We start from the raw sequence: 16708 nt of genomic DNA, 5'->3' as shown, positions 1-16708 counted from the left end.
TAGTCTGCGGTCGTGAGCGCCGGTCCCATCGTCCCCTTCGAGTCTCTGGGGTCAGCGGATCTCATCGTCGATGGCGTCTACGCCGGCGGCACGTTCGGCTCTACGGCAGACGACGCGTTGGCCCGGCTCCTGCCGGTCGGCAATCAGGGCGGGTTCAGGTACAGCGGCTCTCCGGCGTCGGGAACAGTTCGCCTGGTTGCGCTCTACACGTCCGGGACAGAGGTGGACTGGCCCGACGTTCTCGACACCCACACTGGCGTCTTCACGTACTTCGGTGACAACCGGCAACCAGGGCTCGAGATCCACCAGACGCGGCGCCGCGGGAACGTGGTGCTACGGGACGTCTTCGCGTGGAGCCATGGGACCGCCGTCGATCGCCGGAAGGTTCCACCCTTTCTGCTGTTCCACAAAGCGCTGCCTGGCCGGAGCGTTGCCTTCAACGGGCTGCTGGTTCCGGGTGCCGAATCGCTGACGAGTGATGACGACCTGGTGGCCATCTGGCGATCCACCGGCGGTCAGCGGTTCCAGAACTACCGCGCACGGTTCACCGTTCTGGACGTCGGTCACATCTCGCGGGCCTGGATCTCCGACGTGCTAGCGGGCAAAGCCTACGAAAGCGAGCATTGCCCAACAGCGTGGAGAGCCTGGGTCAACGGTCGGGTCTACCTGCCCTTGGAAGCCCCCGCGACGACAACAGTCAGACCGAAGGCTCGCCAGCTCCCCGAGGACCCAGCAGGGCGGGCGATTCTCGCCGAGATCCGTGACCGTTTCCGCGATCGTGAACATGACTTCGAGCCGGTGGCCGTCGACCTGTGGCGTCTCATGGCGCCCGCGACTGGGCGGTGCGATGTCACCCGTCCGAGCCGTGACGGCGGGCGGGACGCGGTGGGTGAGTATGTGCTCGGGCCGCCGTCCGATCCGATCACCATCGACTTCGCTCTCGAAGCCAAGTGCTACAGCCCCGAGACCTCGGTCGGGGTTCGGGACGTCGCCCGGCTGATCTCGCGCATCCGGCATCGTGAGTTCGGCGTGTTCGTCACCACGTCGTACTTCGCCGCGCAGGCGTACTCGGAGGTGCGTGCGGACGGCCACCCGATCGCGTTGATCTGCGGTCAGGACATCGTCGATGCCTTGAAGGCCCACGGATACACCGACGCTGCGAGCGTTCGCCAGTGGCTCGATGCCCGGGCGACCAGCGTGAAGCCGTGACTGCTCAAGCCGACCTCAGAGAGTGCGGTCGGCGCTTGAACATCAGTACGACGTACGCAGCCTGGCGGGGCGTCTCCGGAGAGACGCCCCGCGGGTAGGGAGTGGATCAGGAATCAGCGCAGGTTGCTGAAGAACTTGCGCAGATCGGCGGTCACGTCCTCCGGGCGCTCGAGCGAGGCGAAGTGGCCGCCGGACTCGAAGTTGCTCCAGTGGACGATGTTCGAGTTGTCGCGCTCGGCGAGCGGGCGGATGGTCTTGAAGTCGTCGGCGAAGACCGCGACGCCGGTGGGGGCGTGGTTGACGGCGGGTTCGGTGCCGGCGTTGGCTTCTTCGTAGTGGTAGCGGCCGGCGGCGGCCGAGGTGTTGGTGAACCAGTAGAGCGAGACCTCGGTGAGGATCTGGTCGCGGCTGACCAGGCTGGTGCCGTTGCCGAAGTTGTTGAACAGTTCGTTCCAGGCGAGCTGGCCGACCGGCGAGTCGGAGATGCCGACGGCAACGGTCTGCGGGCGGGTGGAGTTGATCGCGTTGTAGCCGCCGACCGACTGGAACCACTTCAGGTGCTCGAGCGCGGCGTAGTCCTCACCGGTGAACTTCTCGAACTCGGCCGGGTCGCCCGAAGGGAACGAGAAGAGCTGGAGGACGTGCAGGCCGAGGAAGCCGGGAGGGTTCAGCAGGCCGAGTTCGCGGGAGATCATCGCGCCGGCGTCGCTGCCGTGGGCGCCGTACGAGTCGTAGCCGAGGCGGCGCATCAGCTTGTCGAAAGTGCGGGCGACGCGGGCCATCGTCCAGCCGCGGTCGGCGAGCGGCGTACTGAAGCCGAAGCCGGGGATCGACGGTACGACGACCGAGAACGCGTCGGCCTCCGAGCCGCCGTGGGCGACCGGGTCGGTGAGCGGGCCGATCATGTCGAGGAAGTCGACGAACGAGCCGGGGTAGGTGTGGATCAGCAGCAGCGGCGTCGCGCCCTCGACCGCCGACGGGACGTGCAGGAAGTGCACGGTCTGGTCGTCGATCTCGGTCAGGTACTGCGGGAACTCGTTCATCCGGGCCTCCTGCGCCCGCCAGTCGAACCCGTTCTGCCAGTGGTCGACCATCTCGCGCAGGTAGTGGTTCGGGGTGCCGAGGTCCCAGTCGTCGCCGGGGGCCGGCTCGGGCAGCCGGGTACGGGCCAGGCGGGTCTGCAGGTCGTCCAGGTCGGCCTGGTCGATCGTGACGGTGAAGGGCCGGATGCTCTCGTTGTTGTTCATGGCTCTACCGTAGAAGCCGTATAGGAACGCTGGATTCCTATTTGTGCGATGATTTTCAGATGCGTGAGACCTCGTCGAGATTGCTGTCCTTGTTGTCGCTGCTGCAGACCAGACCGGCCTGGACCGGGGCCGAGCTCGCGAGCAGGCTCGAGGTCAGTACGAGGACGATCCGGAACGACGTCGACCGGCTGCGCGAGCTCGGCTACCCGATCGACGCGACCCGCGGGCCGGCCGGGCACTATCAGCTCGGCGTCGGGGCGAAGATGCCGCCGCTCCTGCTGGACGACGAGGAGGCGGTCGCGGTCGCCGTCGGTCTGCGCACCGGCGCGGGCGTCGCCGGGATGGAGGAGAGCAGCGGGCGCGCTCTCGCGAAGCTCGAGCAGGTCCTGCCGCACCGACTCCGGCGCCAGGTCAACGCGATCCACACGACGCTGTCGAAAGGCCCGGACAACACCGGTTCCAACGTGCAGGATCCCGAGGTGGATCCGGCCATCGTGACGACGATCGCCGCGGCGATCCGCGACGAGCACTACCTGCGCTTCGAGTACGCCGTACCGGAGGCGGAGCCGGGCTTTCCGATCTTGGTCGAGCCCTATCGGTTGGTGAGCTGGCAGCGCTACTGGTACTTGGTCGCGCGCGACGAGAAGGGGGCCTGGCGCACCTATCGGGTGGACTGGATGACGTTGCGGATGGCAACGGGACGGCGCTACCAGCCGCGGCCGATGCCGGACGACGACTACACGGACTTCGTGCTGCGCGACGTCGCGACCACGGGGTGGAAGGTGCACGCCAGGATCACTGTGTTCGCCTCGGCCGAGGAGGTGCTGTCCCGGATCCACGCGGCCGTCGGCATCGTCGAGTCGATCGACGAGAACACCTGCGTGCTGGTGACCGGCGCGGAGTCGCTCGAGGTGGTTGCCGTGTACATCGGAATGCTCGGCATCGACTTCGAGGTGACGGCGCCGGCGGCGTTGGTGGAGCATCTGGAGATGATCGGCGAACGCTACCTGCGAGCGATCCGCCCGCGCTGAGGGAGTCGCGGCAACGATCTATGCCAGGCTCCACTCCCGGTACAGGACGCCGAGCAACTCATCCTGACGTCGCTCGAGCACCTGCGGGTTCCAAACCGGCTGGCCGAGTACCTGCGACGTGAGTGCGAAGGTCACCACTCCTCGATGACTCTGGAAGTACTTACTCTTCTTCTTGTCGAAGTCGTAATTCTGAGCTTGCGAGTTCTTGCTGCGGTTCAGCAGAACCAGGTTGGCCAACTTGTGAGTCCACTGAGCCCTTTCGGCCGTGTTGAAGGTGGTTCGCCAGGTGCTGCTGTTGGCCGGCGCCTGCGGGAGAACGTGTTCGACCGTGATGATCGGAAAGTCGTAGACCACGCCGGAGTGCTCGGCCAAGGCTTCGTCCAGGCGGAGCAACACGTACTTCCGGATCTTCGTCACAAGGTACAGGTCACCGGAAAGCTGGCGACGTGTTTCGTCGATCTCCTCATCAGTGAGATCGAAGGCCTTCGCTTCCAGCCCATCCCCATTGTCGAGCTGACGAAGTAGCTCGATGTACCGCCCGAGGCGAGGAGTCACGTACACGCGCCGGATGAACATGCTCGCAGCCAGACGCTCGAGTCGATGCAGGAAGCTGTCCATCCACTCAGGATCGTGTCCGTGCTGGCGAAGTGCCCAAAGCGCTGGTGCTCGCCAGTCACTGGTGTCGAGCTGGGCCAAGCGCTTGAACCAGGAGTTGATCTGAGCCTCACCGTGATCGGACCGATAGCTGTTGCTCGCCATGGCTTCGTATGCGTCGGCATACGGCGAGATCACGTCGTCGATGAATTCCTTGGCGCGATCCGGAAGATACTGGCTGAGCACCTGCTCGGGAAACTCTCGCAGGAGGTTCTGCTCCGAACGCCGCTTGCTCATGATGAGACGAATGTGCAGGAACAGATCGGCAAAGGCTTCGCGTCCGAGTTTCTGTTCGGCGTCATTCCACCGCTCGGTGTACTCGTCCTGCGCACCTTCGGTGATCTCGCCGATGACTTTCGACTTGAAGATGTCAGCCGGAGTGAGATCCAGTCCACGGGAGTTCATCACGCTGAAGATCCGGTGCGCGCTGTCCAAGTCGGGCGTGTGGACGACCACCAAGAAGGTTCGAGCACTCAGGAGCGTCGCGAGAGCGGCACGTCGTTCAGGAAGCCAGTTGGCGAGTTCGTCCACGAGCGCCTTGGCATTGTCACGGATGTTCTTCTGTGCATCGGTTGTCAGTTCGTTGTCCGTGAGGGTCACGAGCGAGTGAACACTGTGCTCGGCCTGGATGTGCTGACTGAAGAAGTGTCTGTCCCTCGGGCGCAGACTGAGTCGAGGTTTGGCTTCCAGTTGCATCAGCAGCTGACCTGGTTCGACGATCTTGTGCTGCAGCTCGCGCGCCCACCCGTCGTCTTCGCAGAGGTCACGGAGCACTGCGAGCAGAATCGTCAGCGTCGTGAGCCGCTGCTGTCCGTCGATGACGGATGCTGCTGGTCGGCCGTGCTCTTTGACCAGGACAATCGACCCCAGGAAGTATGGCTCGTCGGCATTCTGGTCAAGCGCATGCCATAGGTCGTCCAGCAGTTGCATAGTTTCATCCGTGCCCCAGGAGTACGGGCGCTGATAGTTCGGGATGGAGAAGTCGTAATCGCTGGAGAAGATCTTGTGAAGAGGTACTTCGGAAGCCTCGAGTTGCTTCATCGTGCCTGTGTCCCCCCTTGTTATTGGACAGGCATGTCGAAGCAGGGAGTCTTGCACAGCACCGAGTGCTCTCTCTAGATCTGGCTCGAGGAAATTCCTTCGCTTCCAGATGCATGGCGCGATCGGCTAGTCAATCGCGAAGCCGTGTGCCTGGGTGGCTCGAAGAGTTTCTCGCAGGTCACGACCGCCCGCTCACGGTTGCTCGCGGCCCAGGCCGGCGTCGCGGGCGCGCACGATCGCGCTCGGGCGGTCGGCGACGTGCAGTTTGGTGAAGATCGAGGAGACGTTGTTGGCGACGGTCTTCGCGGCCAGGGACAGTCGGGTCGCGATCGCGGAGTTGGACAGGCCGGCGGCGAGGAGGTCGAGAATCTCGTGCTCGCGGGCGGTGAGTTCGGGGAAGGGGACCTCGGTGGCCGGCGGCGCCGTGAACAGCGCGAGGACGCGCCGGGCGACCCCGGGTCCGAAGATCGCCTCGCCGGCCGCGACGGCGTGGATCGCGCGGGCGATCTCGTCCTGCTCGGCGCCCTTGACCAGGTAGCCGCGGGCGCCCGCGCGCATCGCGGCGAACACCGAGTCGTCGTCCTCGAACATGGTGAGCACCAGAACGGCGACGTCCGGAGCTGAGCGCGCCAGGTCGCGGGTTGCGGCGAAGCCGTCCAGGTCGGGCATCTGCAGGTCGAGCACGGCGACGTCGGGGCGGTGGGTGAGCACCTCGCGGATCGCCTCGCGACCGGTCGCGGCGACGCCGACCACCTCGATGCCTGGGAGTGAGGTAAGCAGCGCGGCGAGACCGGCGCGGACGACGGGGTGGTCGTCGGCGAGGACGACGCGGATCGGGGACTCACTCATCTGGTGCCGCCGAGCGGCTGGTGAAGTCGTCGCGAGCCGGACGCTCGGCACGCCCCGCGCGCTCCGCACGCCCCGCGGGCTCGGCACGCCCCGCACGCTCAGCACGCTCCGCCGCGAGGCTTCCCGCCGGCTCGTTCGCTGGCGGCTCGACCAGACCGCCCCGGTGCTGCTCGATCATCTCCACCGACGACGCGTCGCCGTACAGGTTCAGTGGGAGCCAAGCTGCGACGCGACCGCCCGACGGCGTCGGCCCGGCCTCGACGCGGCCGCCGAGTTCGGTCGCGCGGTCGCACATGGCTTGCAGGCCGACGCCAGGAACCCACGGGCCTTGGGGCGGGCCGTCGTCCAGGACCTCGAGTTCCAGGCCGGATCCGCAGCGAAGGGTGAGAACGGCGGTGGTCGCGCGCGAGTGCCGTACGACGTTGGTGAGCGCTTCCGTCGCGATCCGGTACGCCGCGACTTCCAGCGCGGCGGGCAGCGCGGGCAGTTCGTCGGCCTCGACCCGGACGCGGATCGGGGCGCCGTCCGCTCGCCAGGACAGCTGATCGGCGCGCTGGCGGAGGGCGCCGATCAGTCCGACCTCGTCCAGTGCGGGCGGTCGGAGGTCGTCGACCAGGCGGCGTACGTCGGCAATCGCTGTGCGGGTGTCGGTACGCAGACTGCGCAGGAGTTCCGAGGCGCGGGCCGGGTCGGCGGTGACCAGGTTCGCGGCGGCGTCGGCGGTGAAGGCGACGCCGGTGAGGGCCGGGCCGAGGCCGTCGTGGAGATCGCGGCGCAGGCGGCGGCGTTCTTCTTCCCGGGCGGAGACCAGTTGCTCGCGGGAGGTCTGCAGTTCGGCGGAGAGTCGGGTCGCGTGGACGGCGACGGCGAGCGGGACAGCGACGAGGGCGAGTACGTTGCGGTCGGCAAGGGTGAGTTCGGACTCGCCGGGGCGAAGGCCGATGAGCAATGAGCCAACCGAGGCGCCGCCGTAGGAAAGGTCCATCGAGACGACGCGATCGGGTGCGGAAGGCGTCGCGCGGATGGACGAGGACGGGAGATCAGGCGTCTCGAGTGCGACGTACGGAAAGCGCAACGCCGTCCGGATCGCAGCGGCGACGGTGTCCAGGCCGCCGCTGGGGTTCGCGGACAGTTCGGCGCCGATCCGGGAGGCGACCCGAGCGGGGTCACGGCGGTCTCCGTACATGGCGCGATCGACCAGCCGTTGCAACCGCGGAAGCACCGGCGCGATCAGCAGCGCGACGACCACGGTCAGCGCCGCCGAGCGGCCGAAGCGCGACGAGACGAACGAGTCGGTGATCGCGACCAGCACCACGTAGGTGCCAATGGCAACGAAGGACAGCAGGCCCCAGGCGATGGCCCGGGAGACGACCAGCCGGATGTCGAGCAGTTGGTGCCGGACGATCGCCACCGCGACCGCAACGGGAACCAGAGGAATCGCGAGCAGCACGAACACCGGCGTACCGGCCACCAGGGACCACGGGATCATCAGCGAGAGCGCGATCACCGCGGCCAGCAGCAACCACAGGAGTTGCCGGCGGCCCGTCTCGGTGGCGCGGCGGTAGCGGATCACCAGGCACACGATCGCCAGCAGGAAGGCGAGCAGACCGCGGAGCTCGGTGAGCGTCCAGAGTGGCTGCAAGGCCTCGTACGACGGCAGCTTCAGATAACCCGTCGGACCACCCTCGAACGGCGCCTCGCCGCCCGTGCCCATCTCCAGCGCGAACAGCGGTGACGTCAGCACGATCGCCCAGGCGACCGGTCGCCAGCGCGGCGAGAGCAGGTGTCCATCGGGGAACAACAGGAGGGCGAGCGGAAGGAACAAGCCGATCGACCACGGCCAGGCCCATTCGATCACCGTCAGCGTGCCACGCTGCAGCCCGATCGGCGCCGAGGAGTCGCGCAGCAGCTGCAGCAGAGGAGCGCCGGCCGCGGTCGTGGCGTGGCCGATCCCGTCGGCGAGGAACAACCAGCCGATCGGGTTGGCCGGCCGGTGCCAGGCGATCACCGCGCCGCAGGTGCCGAACGCGAACCCCATCAACGCGTTGGTCACCACAAAGGCGTCGAACGCGTCCCGCACGGACCAGCCCGCGAGCATGGTGAACACGACCGCGGCGACCACTTCGACCGCCGCCAACGTCCCCAACCCCGCTGCCAGCCGCCGGCGGCCGGGCAGCCATGCCCTCGTCATGGCCTCAGTGTGCGCCTGGAAACGTCCCGGAGTCCCGGGATCGCGCTCCCTGGGTTTCCGGGCGATCTCCCGGTCCACCGGTGATCGCGGCCTCCGGCGCGAAGGCCGGTCCGGCGGGAGGCTGATCGGCAAGTGCAATCGTCGAAGGGGGCGAACGTGATGTCTGGAAGGTTTCGGTGGGGGCTGGTGCTGCTCGCGGTGCTGTCGGTGGGGGACCTGGCCGGTCCGCTGCTGACCGACGGAGAGCATCCGCCGATGGAAATCGCGCTGCTGGGCGCCGGGCTCGGGCTGGTCAGTCTGGTCCTGGTGGCCCTGGCGTGGCGCGGGCGGCGGCGGGCGGTCGTGCCGCTGATCGTCGTACGGGTGCTGTCGGCGGCCGCCGCGCTGCCGGCGTTCTTCGTGGACGACGTCCCGGTGGGTGCGGTCGTGGCGGCCGGCGTGGTGGTCGGGCTGACCGTCCTGGCGACGGCGTTGCTGCTGGTGCCGGCGCAGGAGTTGGTGAGTGCGCGATGACGACGGTTGCTGGGGTTGCGCGGCCGGTCGTGGCGCGGCGGTGGGCGGTGTGGAGTACCGCGTTGCTGTTGCCGATCGGGCCGGCGGCAGTCGCCGTACTGCGGTACGTGCTGCCGTACGACACGGTGGACGACAGTTCGACGATGGTGAGCAAGGCGATCGCCGAGCCGGGCAGGGCGTCGCTGGTGCTGTGGCTGGGGTTCGTCGCGGTGCTGACGTTGGTGCCTGCGGCGTACGCGGTCGGCCGGATGACGCGGTCGCGGGCACCACAGTTGACCGCGGCGGCGATGGTGCTGCTCGTTCCGGGGTATCTGGCGCTCGGGTGGCTGGCCGCCGCCGATCAGTTGCTGTGGATCGGGCCGGAGGCAGGCTTCGCCGCGCGCGAGGTGACCAGGCTGTACGACGCGGCGCATCCGACAACGGAGATCGCTGAGGTGCTTTTCGTGGTCGGTCACGTGATCGGAACGATCCTGCTGGGGATCGCGCTGTGGCGGTCGCAGGTGGTCCCACGCTGGGCCGCAGTGGCGGTGATCGTGTCGCAGCCGATCCACATCGTGGCGGCGGTTGTCGTCCCGAACCACACGCTCGACCTGATCGGGTGGGGCTTGCAGGCGGCCGGATTCGCCGCGGTGGGATGGGCGATCGTGCGACGGGTGCCCTGAAGAGCCGAACCCGGTGCCGAGTCAGTTGTGCGCGTTCCCTTGGTCGTGGGGAGGGACGGCGGTCAAGCCCTAGAGCCCCTGCTGCTTGAGGAAGCTCACCGTGCGGGCCATCGACGTCGGCCATGCGGGACCGAAAGCGTGTTCCTCGCCCGGGTACGTGTACATCGTGGCGTTCTTGCCGGCCTTCTTCAGCGCGGCGAGGGTTTCGGTGGACCACGCGATCGGGCAGGTCGAGTCCGCGGAGCCGTGGTGGATCAGGACCGGTTCGGTGACGCGGTCGAAGAAGTTGACGGCGGAGATGTTGCGCCAGAACGTCGGGTTGCGGTTCGGGGCGCCGTGGGCGCGGACGATGGCGTTCGCGACGGTCGTGTTGGGGCGGGTCCAGCGGTTGAAGTTGTCGACGGCGTCGGAGCTGACGGGGGCGAAGACGACGGCGGCCTTGACCAGGCCGGGCTGGGCGACCAGGACGTTGTAGGTGATGCCGCCGCCCATCGAGCGGCCGAGCATGCCGATGCGGTTGGGGTCGACGTACTGGGAGGTGCGCAGCGCGAGGACGGCGTTGATCGCGTCCTCGGTGTAGCCGAGGCGGACGTTGACCTCGTTGCCGGGGTCCTTCGACGACTGGGCGTGGTTGCGATAGTCGGTGTGCAGGACGACGTACCCGCGGCGGGCGAGGTAGTCCTGTTCGCGCATCAGGCCGCGGCCGTTGGTGTAGATGGCCGGGTCGATGTGGCCGTGGTTGAGGACCAGCGCGGGGTGCGGCCCGGGGGTCGACGGCACGTTGAGGATGCCGGAGATCGTCAGCGACCCGCTCGGGTACGTGACGAAGTACCGCGTGTACGCCGCGTTGCGGGCGAGCACCCGGCCCAGCCGCAAGGTGCCGCCGGGATACTTCTTCGCCGACAGCGCCTGCAGCGACACCGGATCGGGCGCAGGAGCAGACGGTGTCGGCGAGGGGGTCGGCGTTGGGCTGGACGGTGGAGGGACGGATGACGGGGCGGGCGTGGAGTTGACCGCCGTACTGGGAGTGGACGCAGGGGGTGCCGCGTCGTCAGTTGTGGTGCAGGCGACCGCAGCCGTCATCCCGAGCGCGGCGAGCCCCGCCCACGTCATCCGCCGGTTCATGGCTCCAGTTTGCTGCCGACGGGCGAAACTCGGTCGAAAATCCCGACAACGATCGGTACGACGAAGCGGCCGGCCCGGTCAGGGCCGGGCCGGCCGCGGTCAGTCAGCGCTTTGAATTCAGCGCCGTACGGTCAGCTGGGTCGAGAGCGGGCCCAGCGTCAGGGGATAGGTGCCGACAGCGGGACTACGGAAGGTGAACATCACCCGCGTGTCCCGGTTGCTGCGCAGAGCAACCAGCCGCTCCGCGACGACCTGGCCGTCCAGCTTCAGCGTGGAGGTGTAGGTGCCGGCGGCCTCGCCGACGTTCTTCAGCCAAGCGCTCGCGACCACCCACTGGCCCGGGCGGACTTTCGTCGGAGTGACCGACAGGTCCGTCAGCGCCCAGCGGGCCTCCGGGCCAGGGGCCAGGTCGTGCACGAAGATGTCCGAACGGTGGTTCGTGTCGCCGCCGACCAGGTTCGTCGAGGTGCTCTGGAAGGCGACGTACCGGCCGTTGCCGCTGAGGTTCGGCAGCTCGGAGCGTCCGTCGCCCTGGACACCGAGCGGTCCGCCCGACACGAACGTCGTGGTCTTCGCCGCCAGATCGCGAACGAAGATGTCCGGCTTGCCGTTGGTGTCACCGGCCACGAGGTTCGTCGAGTCGCTGTAGAAGGCGACCTTCGTCCCGTCCGCGCTGATCGACGGTGCGAACGACCAGTCGTTGCCCTCGGCCCCGGACGTCGCGACCGAGGCGAGCTCGGCCTGGCCGGTCCGCAGGTCGAAGACGTGCACGTGGTTCGCCCACGACGGCGCGCTGCGGTTCTCGAACACCATCTTGGTGCCGTCGGCACTGATCAGCGGCGACGAGTACTCACCGGCGAGGTCCGGGTCGGCGATGCGTCGCGTTGTCCCGGCGACCCGGTCCCGAACGAACAGGTCGCGCTGGAACTCCACGTCGTCGCCGGTCAGGTTGCTCGCGTCGCTGACGAAGGCGACGTACCGGCCGTCGGCGCTGATCGACTGCTCGCGGGAGCCGCCGTTGCCGCCGGATCCGTCCGGGGCGACGGAGATCCGCTCGGTGGTCCCGGTCCGCAGGTCGCGGACGAAGACGTCAGTCTGGCCGTTGGTGTCGCTCGCGACCAGGTTGTCGGCGTCGCTGTTGAACGTCACGTACCGGCCGTCCGCGGTGAACGACGGCGGCCCGGACAATCCGTTGCCCGGAGCACCTGATGGCGTGACCGAGACGAGCGTCGTGGTGCCGGTGGTCCGGTCGTGCACGAACGCGTCGGTCTGCCCGTTGGTGTCACCGGCGACGAGGTTCGACGCCGCGCTGTTGAAGCCGACGTACCGGCCGTCGGCGCTGAGCGTGGGGGAGAGCGAGAAGCTGTTGCCCTGCTCACCGGATGACGAGACCGAGACCCGCTCGACGGCGCCGGTCGTCTGGTCGGTGACGAAGACGTCGAGGTCGTTGTTGGTGTCGTTGGCAACCAGGTTGGACGACGCCGTGGCGTACGCGACCAGGCTGCCGTCGGCGTTCAGCTCCGGCCACCAGATGTCCGAGTTGCCCTGGGCACCGGCGGCCGAGACCGACGGCCGTTCGGTCGGGAACGGCTTCGGCAATGCCAGGTCGAGCCGCCCCTGCGTCCGTACGGCGACAGCAGCCGGCGCGGTCCGGGAGATTCCGGGTGCGTTCGCGACGACCTGGTACTTGCCCTCCGGTACGTCGCGGATCGTGTACCGCCCGTCCCGGCCGGTCGTCGCGACCAGCTTGTCGGGCACGTCCTGCACCTCGACCGTTGCTCCCGGCACCGTGCTGCCGGTCGGACCGTAGGTGACCTTGCCGGTGATCGTGCCCCAGCGGGTGCGATCGAGCTCGACCCGCAGTTCGGTGAGCCGATCGGCCTTGACCGTGGCGGTCGCGGTCGTGCTCCGGTAGCCGAAACGGGAGAGCGTGATCTTGTACGTCCCCGGAGCAACGCGCAACTCGAAGGTGCCGGCGGCATCCGTGCTCACCGCGCGACCGCTCGGCAACGTGACTGTCACGCCGGTCAGGACCTTGCCCGACTTGTCGTCCTTGACGACACCGCGGATCCCGCTCTTCAGCCCGGCCTCGGTGACCGCGGCGAACGCGTCGATCCGGCCGCGCCCGAACCGGTCGTTCGGCAGGGCGCCGTACCGGCTGTCGTGCACCGACGTCCCGGCGAGGATGTCGAGGGCCTCGTCGACCGAGAGGTCCGGGCGGGCCTGCAGCATCAGCGCGACCGTGCCGGAGACGTGCGGCGTGGCCATCGACGTACCGCTGAGCTCGCCGTACGAGCCGTCGGGCAGGGTCGAGTAAACGTCGACGCCCGGCGCGGAGATGTCCGGTACGACGAACGACGAGGGCCATTCGCTCGGCGCGTCGACCCAGTCGGTCCGCTGGACGGTACCGCCGCAGGACCAGTCCGGGACGTCGTCGTTCGCGTCGGTGGCGCCGACGCTGACCGACTCGTACACGTTGCCCGGGCTGGAGGAGCCGCCAGGCAGGCACTCGTTGCCGATCGCAAAGGCCGGGAAGACGCCGGCGCGGTAGATGTTGCGGACGGGCTCGATCATCTCGTCCTCGAAGCCCTCGGCGCCCAGTGACATGCTCACCACATCGGCGGGTTCACCGGCCGACTTGCCGTCGGCGTCGTACGGCGCGATCGCCCACTCCATACCGGCGATCACCTGCGCCAGGGAGCCGGTGCCGTTCGGGATGACCAGGCCGGCCATCAGTTCGGCGCCGGGGGCAACACCGATCCGCGTGCCGGAGGCATTGCCGCCGGCAACCGTTCCGGCGACGTGGGTGCCGTGGTAGCTGCTGTCGTGCGGCTGGGAGTGGATCGGCTCACCGCCGCTTCCGAACTCGAGCCAGCCGCCGGGGTGCTCGGGGTCGTTCGGGTCGGTGCTGACCAGCTTGCCGGCCAGGTCGGGGTGGTTCGGGTCGATCCCGGTGTCGAGGATCGCGACCCGGACGCCTTCACCGGTCAGGCCGCGCTCGGTCTGCACGCGGTCGGCGCCGATCTTGGCCAGGCCCCAGGTGCTGTCGTCGGTCGCGGTGGTGGCGACCGGCTTCTGGTCGGGCGCGGTCAGCTCGAAGTTGGGGATGATCCGGTCGACGAGGTCGTTGGTGGCCAGCGCCTGAAGGGTCTGCGGGGTGGCGCGGACGAGCACCATGTTCTTCAGCCAGAACGTGCTCACCACCTCATCGCCGAGCGCGCGCACGGTGTCGAGCACCGGCCTCTGCGTCTCGGCGGCCTGGGCCTCCAGTTCCGCGGTGACCTGCTGAGGGCTGGTCGCAGCTGGAGCGTTCGAGGTCAGTACGACGGCGGCCTCGACGCGCCCGTTCGCCGAGCGCTGGGTCCGGGCGGTGTCGAGCAGCGACGGATCGATCTTGCCGCGCGCCCGCTCAGCCGTGACAGTCCCGGCGGACACGGCCATCGACGTACCCATGGGTGGGGCGGCGGAGGCGACGGACGGGGCGAGCAGCAACACGGCGGACGCGGCGAGCCACCACCGGGCGGGGTGACGGGTGGACAGCGACATGGGGACTCCTCGAGGTGGCGCGCACGCCGACGGCGGGCCGCGCGAGGCGCGGTCCGTGCGGGGGTACGGCCGGAATCAGGCGGAACCAGGGGCCGGGCGGACAGTGACCGGTTCAAGAACATTGGCATCGCATCTATGCACTGACAAGCTGTTCCGGCGACGACTTCCGGTCAGGTGACGGGTTTACGACAAGGGGTGGAGCAGTGCTGGAGACGATCGGGCTGGGTCCGGCGGACGAGGAGGTCTACCACGCGCTGGTCCGGCGCTCGCGGGCGACGGTTCCCGAGTTGGTGGCCGACACGGGGAGCCCGGCTTCGGCCGTACGCCGGTCGCTGGCGCTGCTGGTCGACCTGGGCCTGGCGTCCCGGCCCGACGGACGTCCGGTCCGGTACGTCGCCGGCTCGCCGGACAGCGCGCTGGAGTCGATCCTGCGGCAGCGGGAAAGCGAGTTGCACGAGGTGCGCGGGCACGTCCGGACGCTGATGGAGATGTACCGGGCGGGCTCGCGCTTCAACCATCCGGGTGAGTTGGTCGAGGTGATCTCCGGCCGCGACGAGGTGAACCACCGCTGGGTCGAGATGCAGCGCAACACCCGGACCGAGATGCGCGGCTTCGACCGTCCGCCGTACGCCGCTCCGCAGGCGCACACCGAGTCCAACCCGGTCGAGCTCGACCTGCTCCGGCGCGGGGTCAAGTACCGGGTGATCTACGACCGGTCGGTGCTGGAGCTGCCCGGCTGGCTGGCGGACGTGACGCGCGGGATCAAGCACGGCGAACAGGCCCGGATCGCGCCGGACCTGCCGATGAAGCTGGGCATCTCCGACGACCAGCTGGCGATCATCCCGCTGCTGCGGACAGGGGACGATGCGGTCACGGCGTCGTACCTGATCCATCCTTCGCCGCTGCTCGACGCTCTCGTCGCGCTGTTCGACCTGGCGTGGGAGCGAAGCGTGCCGGTGCGGTTGAGCGCGCTGGACGTGGAGGAGGTGGGGGAGACGTTGTCGGCGGAGGAGGTCAAGCTGCTGACGCTGCTGGCCTCGGGCGCGACGGACAAGGCGGCGAGCCGGGCACTGGGGTGGAGCGAGCGCACGGTCCAGCGGCATGTGATGCGGTTGTCGCAGCGGGTCGGTGCGCAGACCCGGTTCCAGCTGGCAATGGAAGCAACGCGCCGCGACTGGATCTAGGGCGTGTCCTCGGCCGACCGCGTGGAACGAGGGACACGCCCTTGCCCGCGATACGTCAGGCGGTGCCGTAACCCGGCTGGGTACCGTAGGCGCCGGCGGAGTCGGCGGCCTTGGGATCGGGCCCGAAGCGGTTGTCGCCGGACGTGCCGTCGAGGGCGAGGATGATGATCAGCGCGATGGTGCCGATAAACGGAATCAGGCCGATCAGGATCCACCAGCCGTGGCGGTCGGTGTCGTGCAGGCGCCGCCAGGTCACAGCCAATGTGGGCAGCAGAACCACCAGGGAGTAGATCCCGGACAGCAGGCCACTGCCGTTGTCGTAGTCGGTGCCGATGGCCCGGTCCACGGAGTAGAGCACCGCGGAGACGACAAAGCTCACCAGGGTGAAGATCCAGAACTCCTTGCGCCGGGCGCGGCCGCTGAACACCACGTACTTCTTCAGGACGTCCACGTACCAATGCATGAAGGGCTCCCGCGATCAGGTCGAGGCGGAACGGGAAGTGTTCGCCGATGAAGTGGTCACGCTCCGAGTAGCCCGACGCACGCACAGGCAAACGCTCGCCTCCAGGGTCGGTCAGCGGAGCGGGAGCCAGCCCAGGCTGGAGGCGGTGTCGACCGTGGGCTTGTACTCCGCGGCGACCACGCCGGCGTACCCGGCGGACTTCAACGCGTCCAGGGCTTCCGTGATCGGCAGCGCGCCCGAGCCCGGTTCGCCGCGGCCGGGGGAGTCGGCCAGTTGGACGTGGGCGAGGTCGGCGCCGACGGCTGACGCCGTGGCGACCAGGTCGACGCCGTTGCTGCCGAGGTGGAACGTGTCGAACAGCAGCGACAGGTTCGGCACATCCTTCAGCGGACCGTCCAGCAGCGCCAGTACGTCGTTTGCCGTCAGCAACGGATAGCGGCCGTTCAACCCCTCGGTCAACGGCTCGATCAGGACCGTCCCACCCAACGGTGCGACTGCCGCCGCGGCGGACCGGATCGCCTCGACCGCGCACGCCTCCTGCTCCGCCGCGGACCAGCGGTCGTCGAGCTGACCGTAGAGCAGGTTGAACAGCCGGCAGCCGGTCCGCTCGGCGATCTCCACCATCGTGGAGATGTTCGCCGCGAGCTCTTCCTGGCGGTCCGGGTGCGAGGCGACGCCGCGTTCGCCGCCGGGGATGTCGCCGCCGTAGAAGTTCAGTGCGCTCAGGGTGACTCCGGCCGACTTCAGTGCCGTCACCAGCAGGTCGATCTCGGCCGGCGACGCGGTCGGTCCGGGGAACGGCCACCACGACTCGACCAGCCGGAAGCCAGTGCGCGCCGCCGCGGCGTACCGGTCCAGGTAGGGGAGCTCGGTGAAGAGCATCGACACGTTGGCGCTCAGCTCGAAGCCGCGGAAATTCATGCGAAAAGGCTAACACCAGCTCTTGCCACTCATGCAATCTTGTCTAACAATCTTTCCAAGCCAACTCCAGGA

At 68.4% G+C, this 16708-nt stretch carries 13 protein-coding genes; 5 read left to right on the top strand and 8 right to left on the bottom strand.

From position 1 onward, the window contains the following. Positions 1–12: 12 nt before the first annotated feature. A complete protein-coding gene (locus BWI15_RS14150) occupies positions 13–1209 on the top strand; it encodes a restriction endonuclease (protein ID WP_077014752.1) in 1197 nt (398 codons plus the stop codon). A 113-nt stretch (positions 1210–1322) separates the two neighbouring features. Here the strand turns inward: BWI15_RS14150 and BWI15_RS14145 are convergent, their stop codons facing one another. Further along, a complete protein-coding gene (locus BWI15_RS14145; protein WP_077014751.1) occupies positions 1323–2456 on the bottom strand; it encodes an epoxide hydrolase family protein in 1134 nt (377 codons plus the stop codon). Between the two features lie 59 nt (positions 2457–2515). Between BWI15_RS14145 and BWI15_RS14140 the strand changes: the two genes are divergently transcribed. Next, positions 2516–3487 (top strand): helix-turn-helix transcriptional regulator, encoded by a 972-nt coding sequence (locus BWI15_RS14140; protein ID WP_077014750.1) that lies wholly within the window; start codon positions 2516–2518, stop codon positions 3485–3487. An 18-nt stretch (positions 3488–3505) separates the two neighbouring features. Here BWI15_RS14140 and BWI15_RS14135 read toward each other — a convergent pair whose 3' ends face one another. The 3 genes from BWI15_RS14135 to BWI15_RS14125 all read right to left on the bottom strand — a co-directional run bounded on the left by BWI15_RS14135 (position 3506) and on the right by BWI15_RS14125 (position 8222). Next, positions 3506–5182: a DUF262 domain-containing protein gene (locus BWI15_RS14135; RefSeq protein WP_077014749.1), complete on the bottom strand. Its 1677-nt coding sequence runs from the start codon at positions 5180–5182 to the stop codon at positions 3506–3508. A gap of 192 nt (positions 5183–5374) precedes the next feature. Beyond that, the gene (locus BWI15_RS14130) at positions 5375–6031 is read right to left on the bottom strand and encodes a response regulator transcription factor (protein ID WP_077014748.1); all 657 of its coding nucleotides are present in this window, start codon (positions 6029–6031) and stop codon (positions 5375–5377) included. Next, positions 6024–8222: a sensor histidine kinase gene (locus BWI15_RS14125; RefSeq protein WP_083750735.1), complete on the bottom strand. Its 2199-nt coding sequence runs from the start codon at positions 8220–8222 to the stop codon at positions 6024–6026. Before BWI15_RS14125 ends, BWI15_RS14130 begins: the two co-directional genes overlap by 8 nt. A 159-nt stretch (positions 8223–8381) precedes the next feature. Here BWI15_RS14125 and BWI15_RS14120 point away from each other — a divergent pair, with 159 nt between their 5' ends. Together BWI15_RS14120 and BWI15_RS14115 are read left to right on the top strand one after the other, a co-directional pair. Next, a complete protein-coding gene (locus tag BWI15_RS14120; protein ID WP_077014911.1) occupies positions 8382–8735 on the top strand; it encodes a hypothetical protein in 354 nt (117 codons plus the stop codon). Then, entirely contained in the window at positions 8732–9397 is a 666-nt protein-coding gene (locus BWI15_RS14115; protein WP_077014747.1) for a DUF4386 family protein, read from the top strand. The genes BWI15_RS14120 and BWI15_RS14115 overlap by 4 nt, the downstream gene beginning before the upstream one ends. Positions 9398–9466: 69 nt before the next feature. Here BWI15_RS14115 and BWI15_RS14110 read toward each other — a convergent pair whose 3' ends face one another. Continuing rightward, a complete protein-coding gene (locus BWI15_RS14110) occupies positions 9467–10522 on the bottom strand; it encodes an alpha/beta hydrolase family protein (RefSeq protein ID WP_077014746.1) in 1056 nt (351 codons plus the stop codon). A 117-nt stretch (positions 10523–10639) separates the two neighbouring features. After that, on the bottom strand, positions 10640–14068 hold the full coding sequence (locus BWI15_RS14105) for a S8 family serine peptidase (RefSeq protein ID WP_077014745.1): 3429 nt from the start codon (positions 14066–14068) through the stop codon (positions 10640–10642). Between the two features lie 203 nt (positions 14069–14271). On the opposite strand from BWI15_RS14105, the gene BWI15_RS14100 reads away from it, so the two are divergent. Further along, complete coding sequence (locus tag BWI15_RS14100) at positions 14272–15252, top strand: helix-turn-helix transcriptional regulator (RefSeq protein ID WP_077014744.1); 981 nt, start codon at positions 14272–14274, stop codon at positions 15250–15252. Positions 15253–15307: 55 nt separating this feature from the next. Here BWI15_RS14100 and BWI15_RS14095 read toward each other — a convergent pair whose 3' ends face one another. Both BWI15_RS14095 and BWI15_RS14090 read right to left on the bottom strand, forming a co-directional pair. Next, a complete protein-coding gene (locus BWI15_RS14095) occupies positions 15308–15703 on the bottom strand; it encodes a DUF805 domain-containing protein (protein ID WP_269087168.1) in 396 nt (131 codons plus the stop codon). 123 nt (positions 15704–15826) lie between these two features. Continuing rightward, the gene (locus BWI15_RS14090) at positions 15827–16636 is read right to left on the bottom strand and encodes a hydroxypyruvate isomerase family protein (RefSeq protein ID WP_077014742.1); all 810 of its coding nucleotides are present in this window, start codon (positions 16634–16636) and stop codon (positions 15827–15829) included. Positions 16637–16708: the final 72 nt, after the last annotated feature.

The sequence above is a fragment of the Kribbella sp. ALI-6-A genome, from assembly GCF_001984195.1.
GTDB lineage: Bacteria > Actinomycetota > Actinomycetes > Propionibacteriales > Kribbellaceae > Kribbella.
Note: the sequence above shows the minus strand (reverse complement) of the source record. Positions and strands in the feature narration are given on the sequence as shown.

Bases quoted from the DNA above. Each gene is read 5' to 3' on its own strand.
- BWI15_RS14145 (WP_077014751.1), bottom strand. From the start codon at position 2,456: ATGAACAACAACGAGAGCATCCGGCCCTTCACCGTCACGATCGACCAG.
- BWI15_RS14140 (WP_077014750.1), top strand. From the start codon at position 2,516: ATGCGTGAGACCTCGTCGAGATTGCTGTCCTTGTTGTCGCTGCTGCAG.
- BWI15_RS14135 (WP_077014749.1), bottom strand. From the start codon at position 5,182: ATGAAGCAACTCGAGGCTTCCGAAGTACCTCTTCACAAGATCTTCTCC.
- BWI15_RS14130 (WP_077014748.1), bottom strand. From the start codon at position 6,031: ATGAGTGAGTCCCCGATCCGCGTCGTCCTCGCCGACGACCACCCCGTC.
- BWI15_RS14125 (WP_083750735.1), bottom strand. From the start codon at position 8,222: ATGACGAGGGCATGGCTGCCCGGCCGCCGGCGGCTGGCAGCGGGGTTG.
- BWI15_RS14120 (WP_077014911.1), top strand. From the start codon at position 8,382: ATGTCTGGAAGGTTTCGGTGGGGGCTGGTGCTGCTCGCGGTGCTGTCG.
- BWI15_RS14115 (WP_077014747.1), top strand. From the start codon at position 8,732: ATGACGACGGTTGCTGGGGTTGCGCGGCCGGTCGTGGCGCGGCGGTGG.
- BWI15_RS14110 (WP_077014746.1), bottom strand. From the start codon at position 10,522: ATGAACCGGCGGATGACGTGGGCGGGGCTCGCCGCGCTCGGGATGACG.
- BWI15_RS14105 (WP_077014745.1), bottom strand. From the start codon at position 14,068: ATGTCGCTGTCCACCCGTCACCCCGCCCGGTGGTGGCTCGCCGCGTCC.
- BWI15_RS14090 (WP_077014742.1), bottom strand. From the start codon at position 16,636: ATGAATTTCCGCGGCTTCGAGCTGAGCGCCAACGTGTCGATGCTCTTC.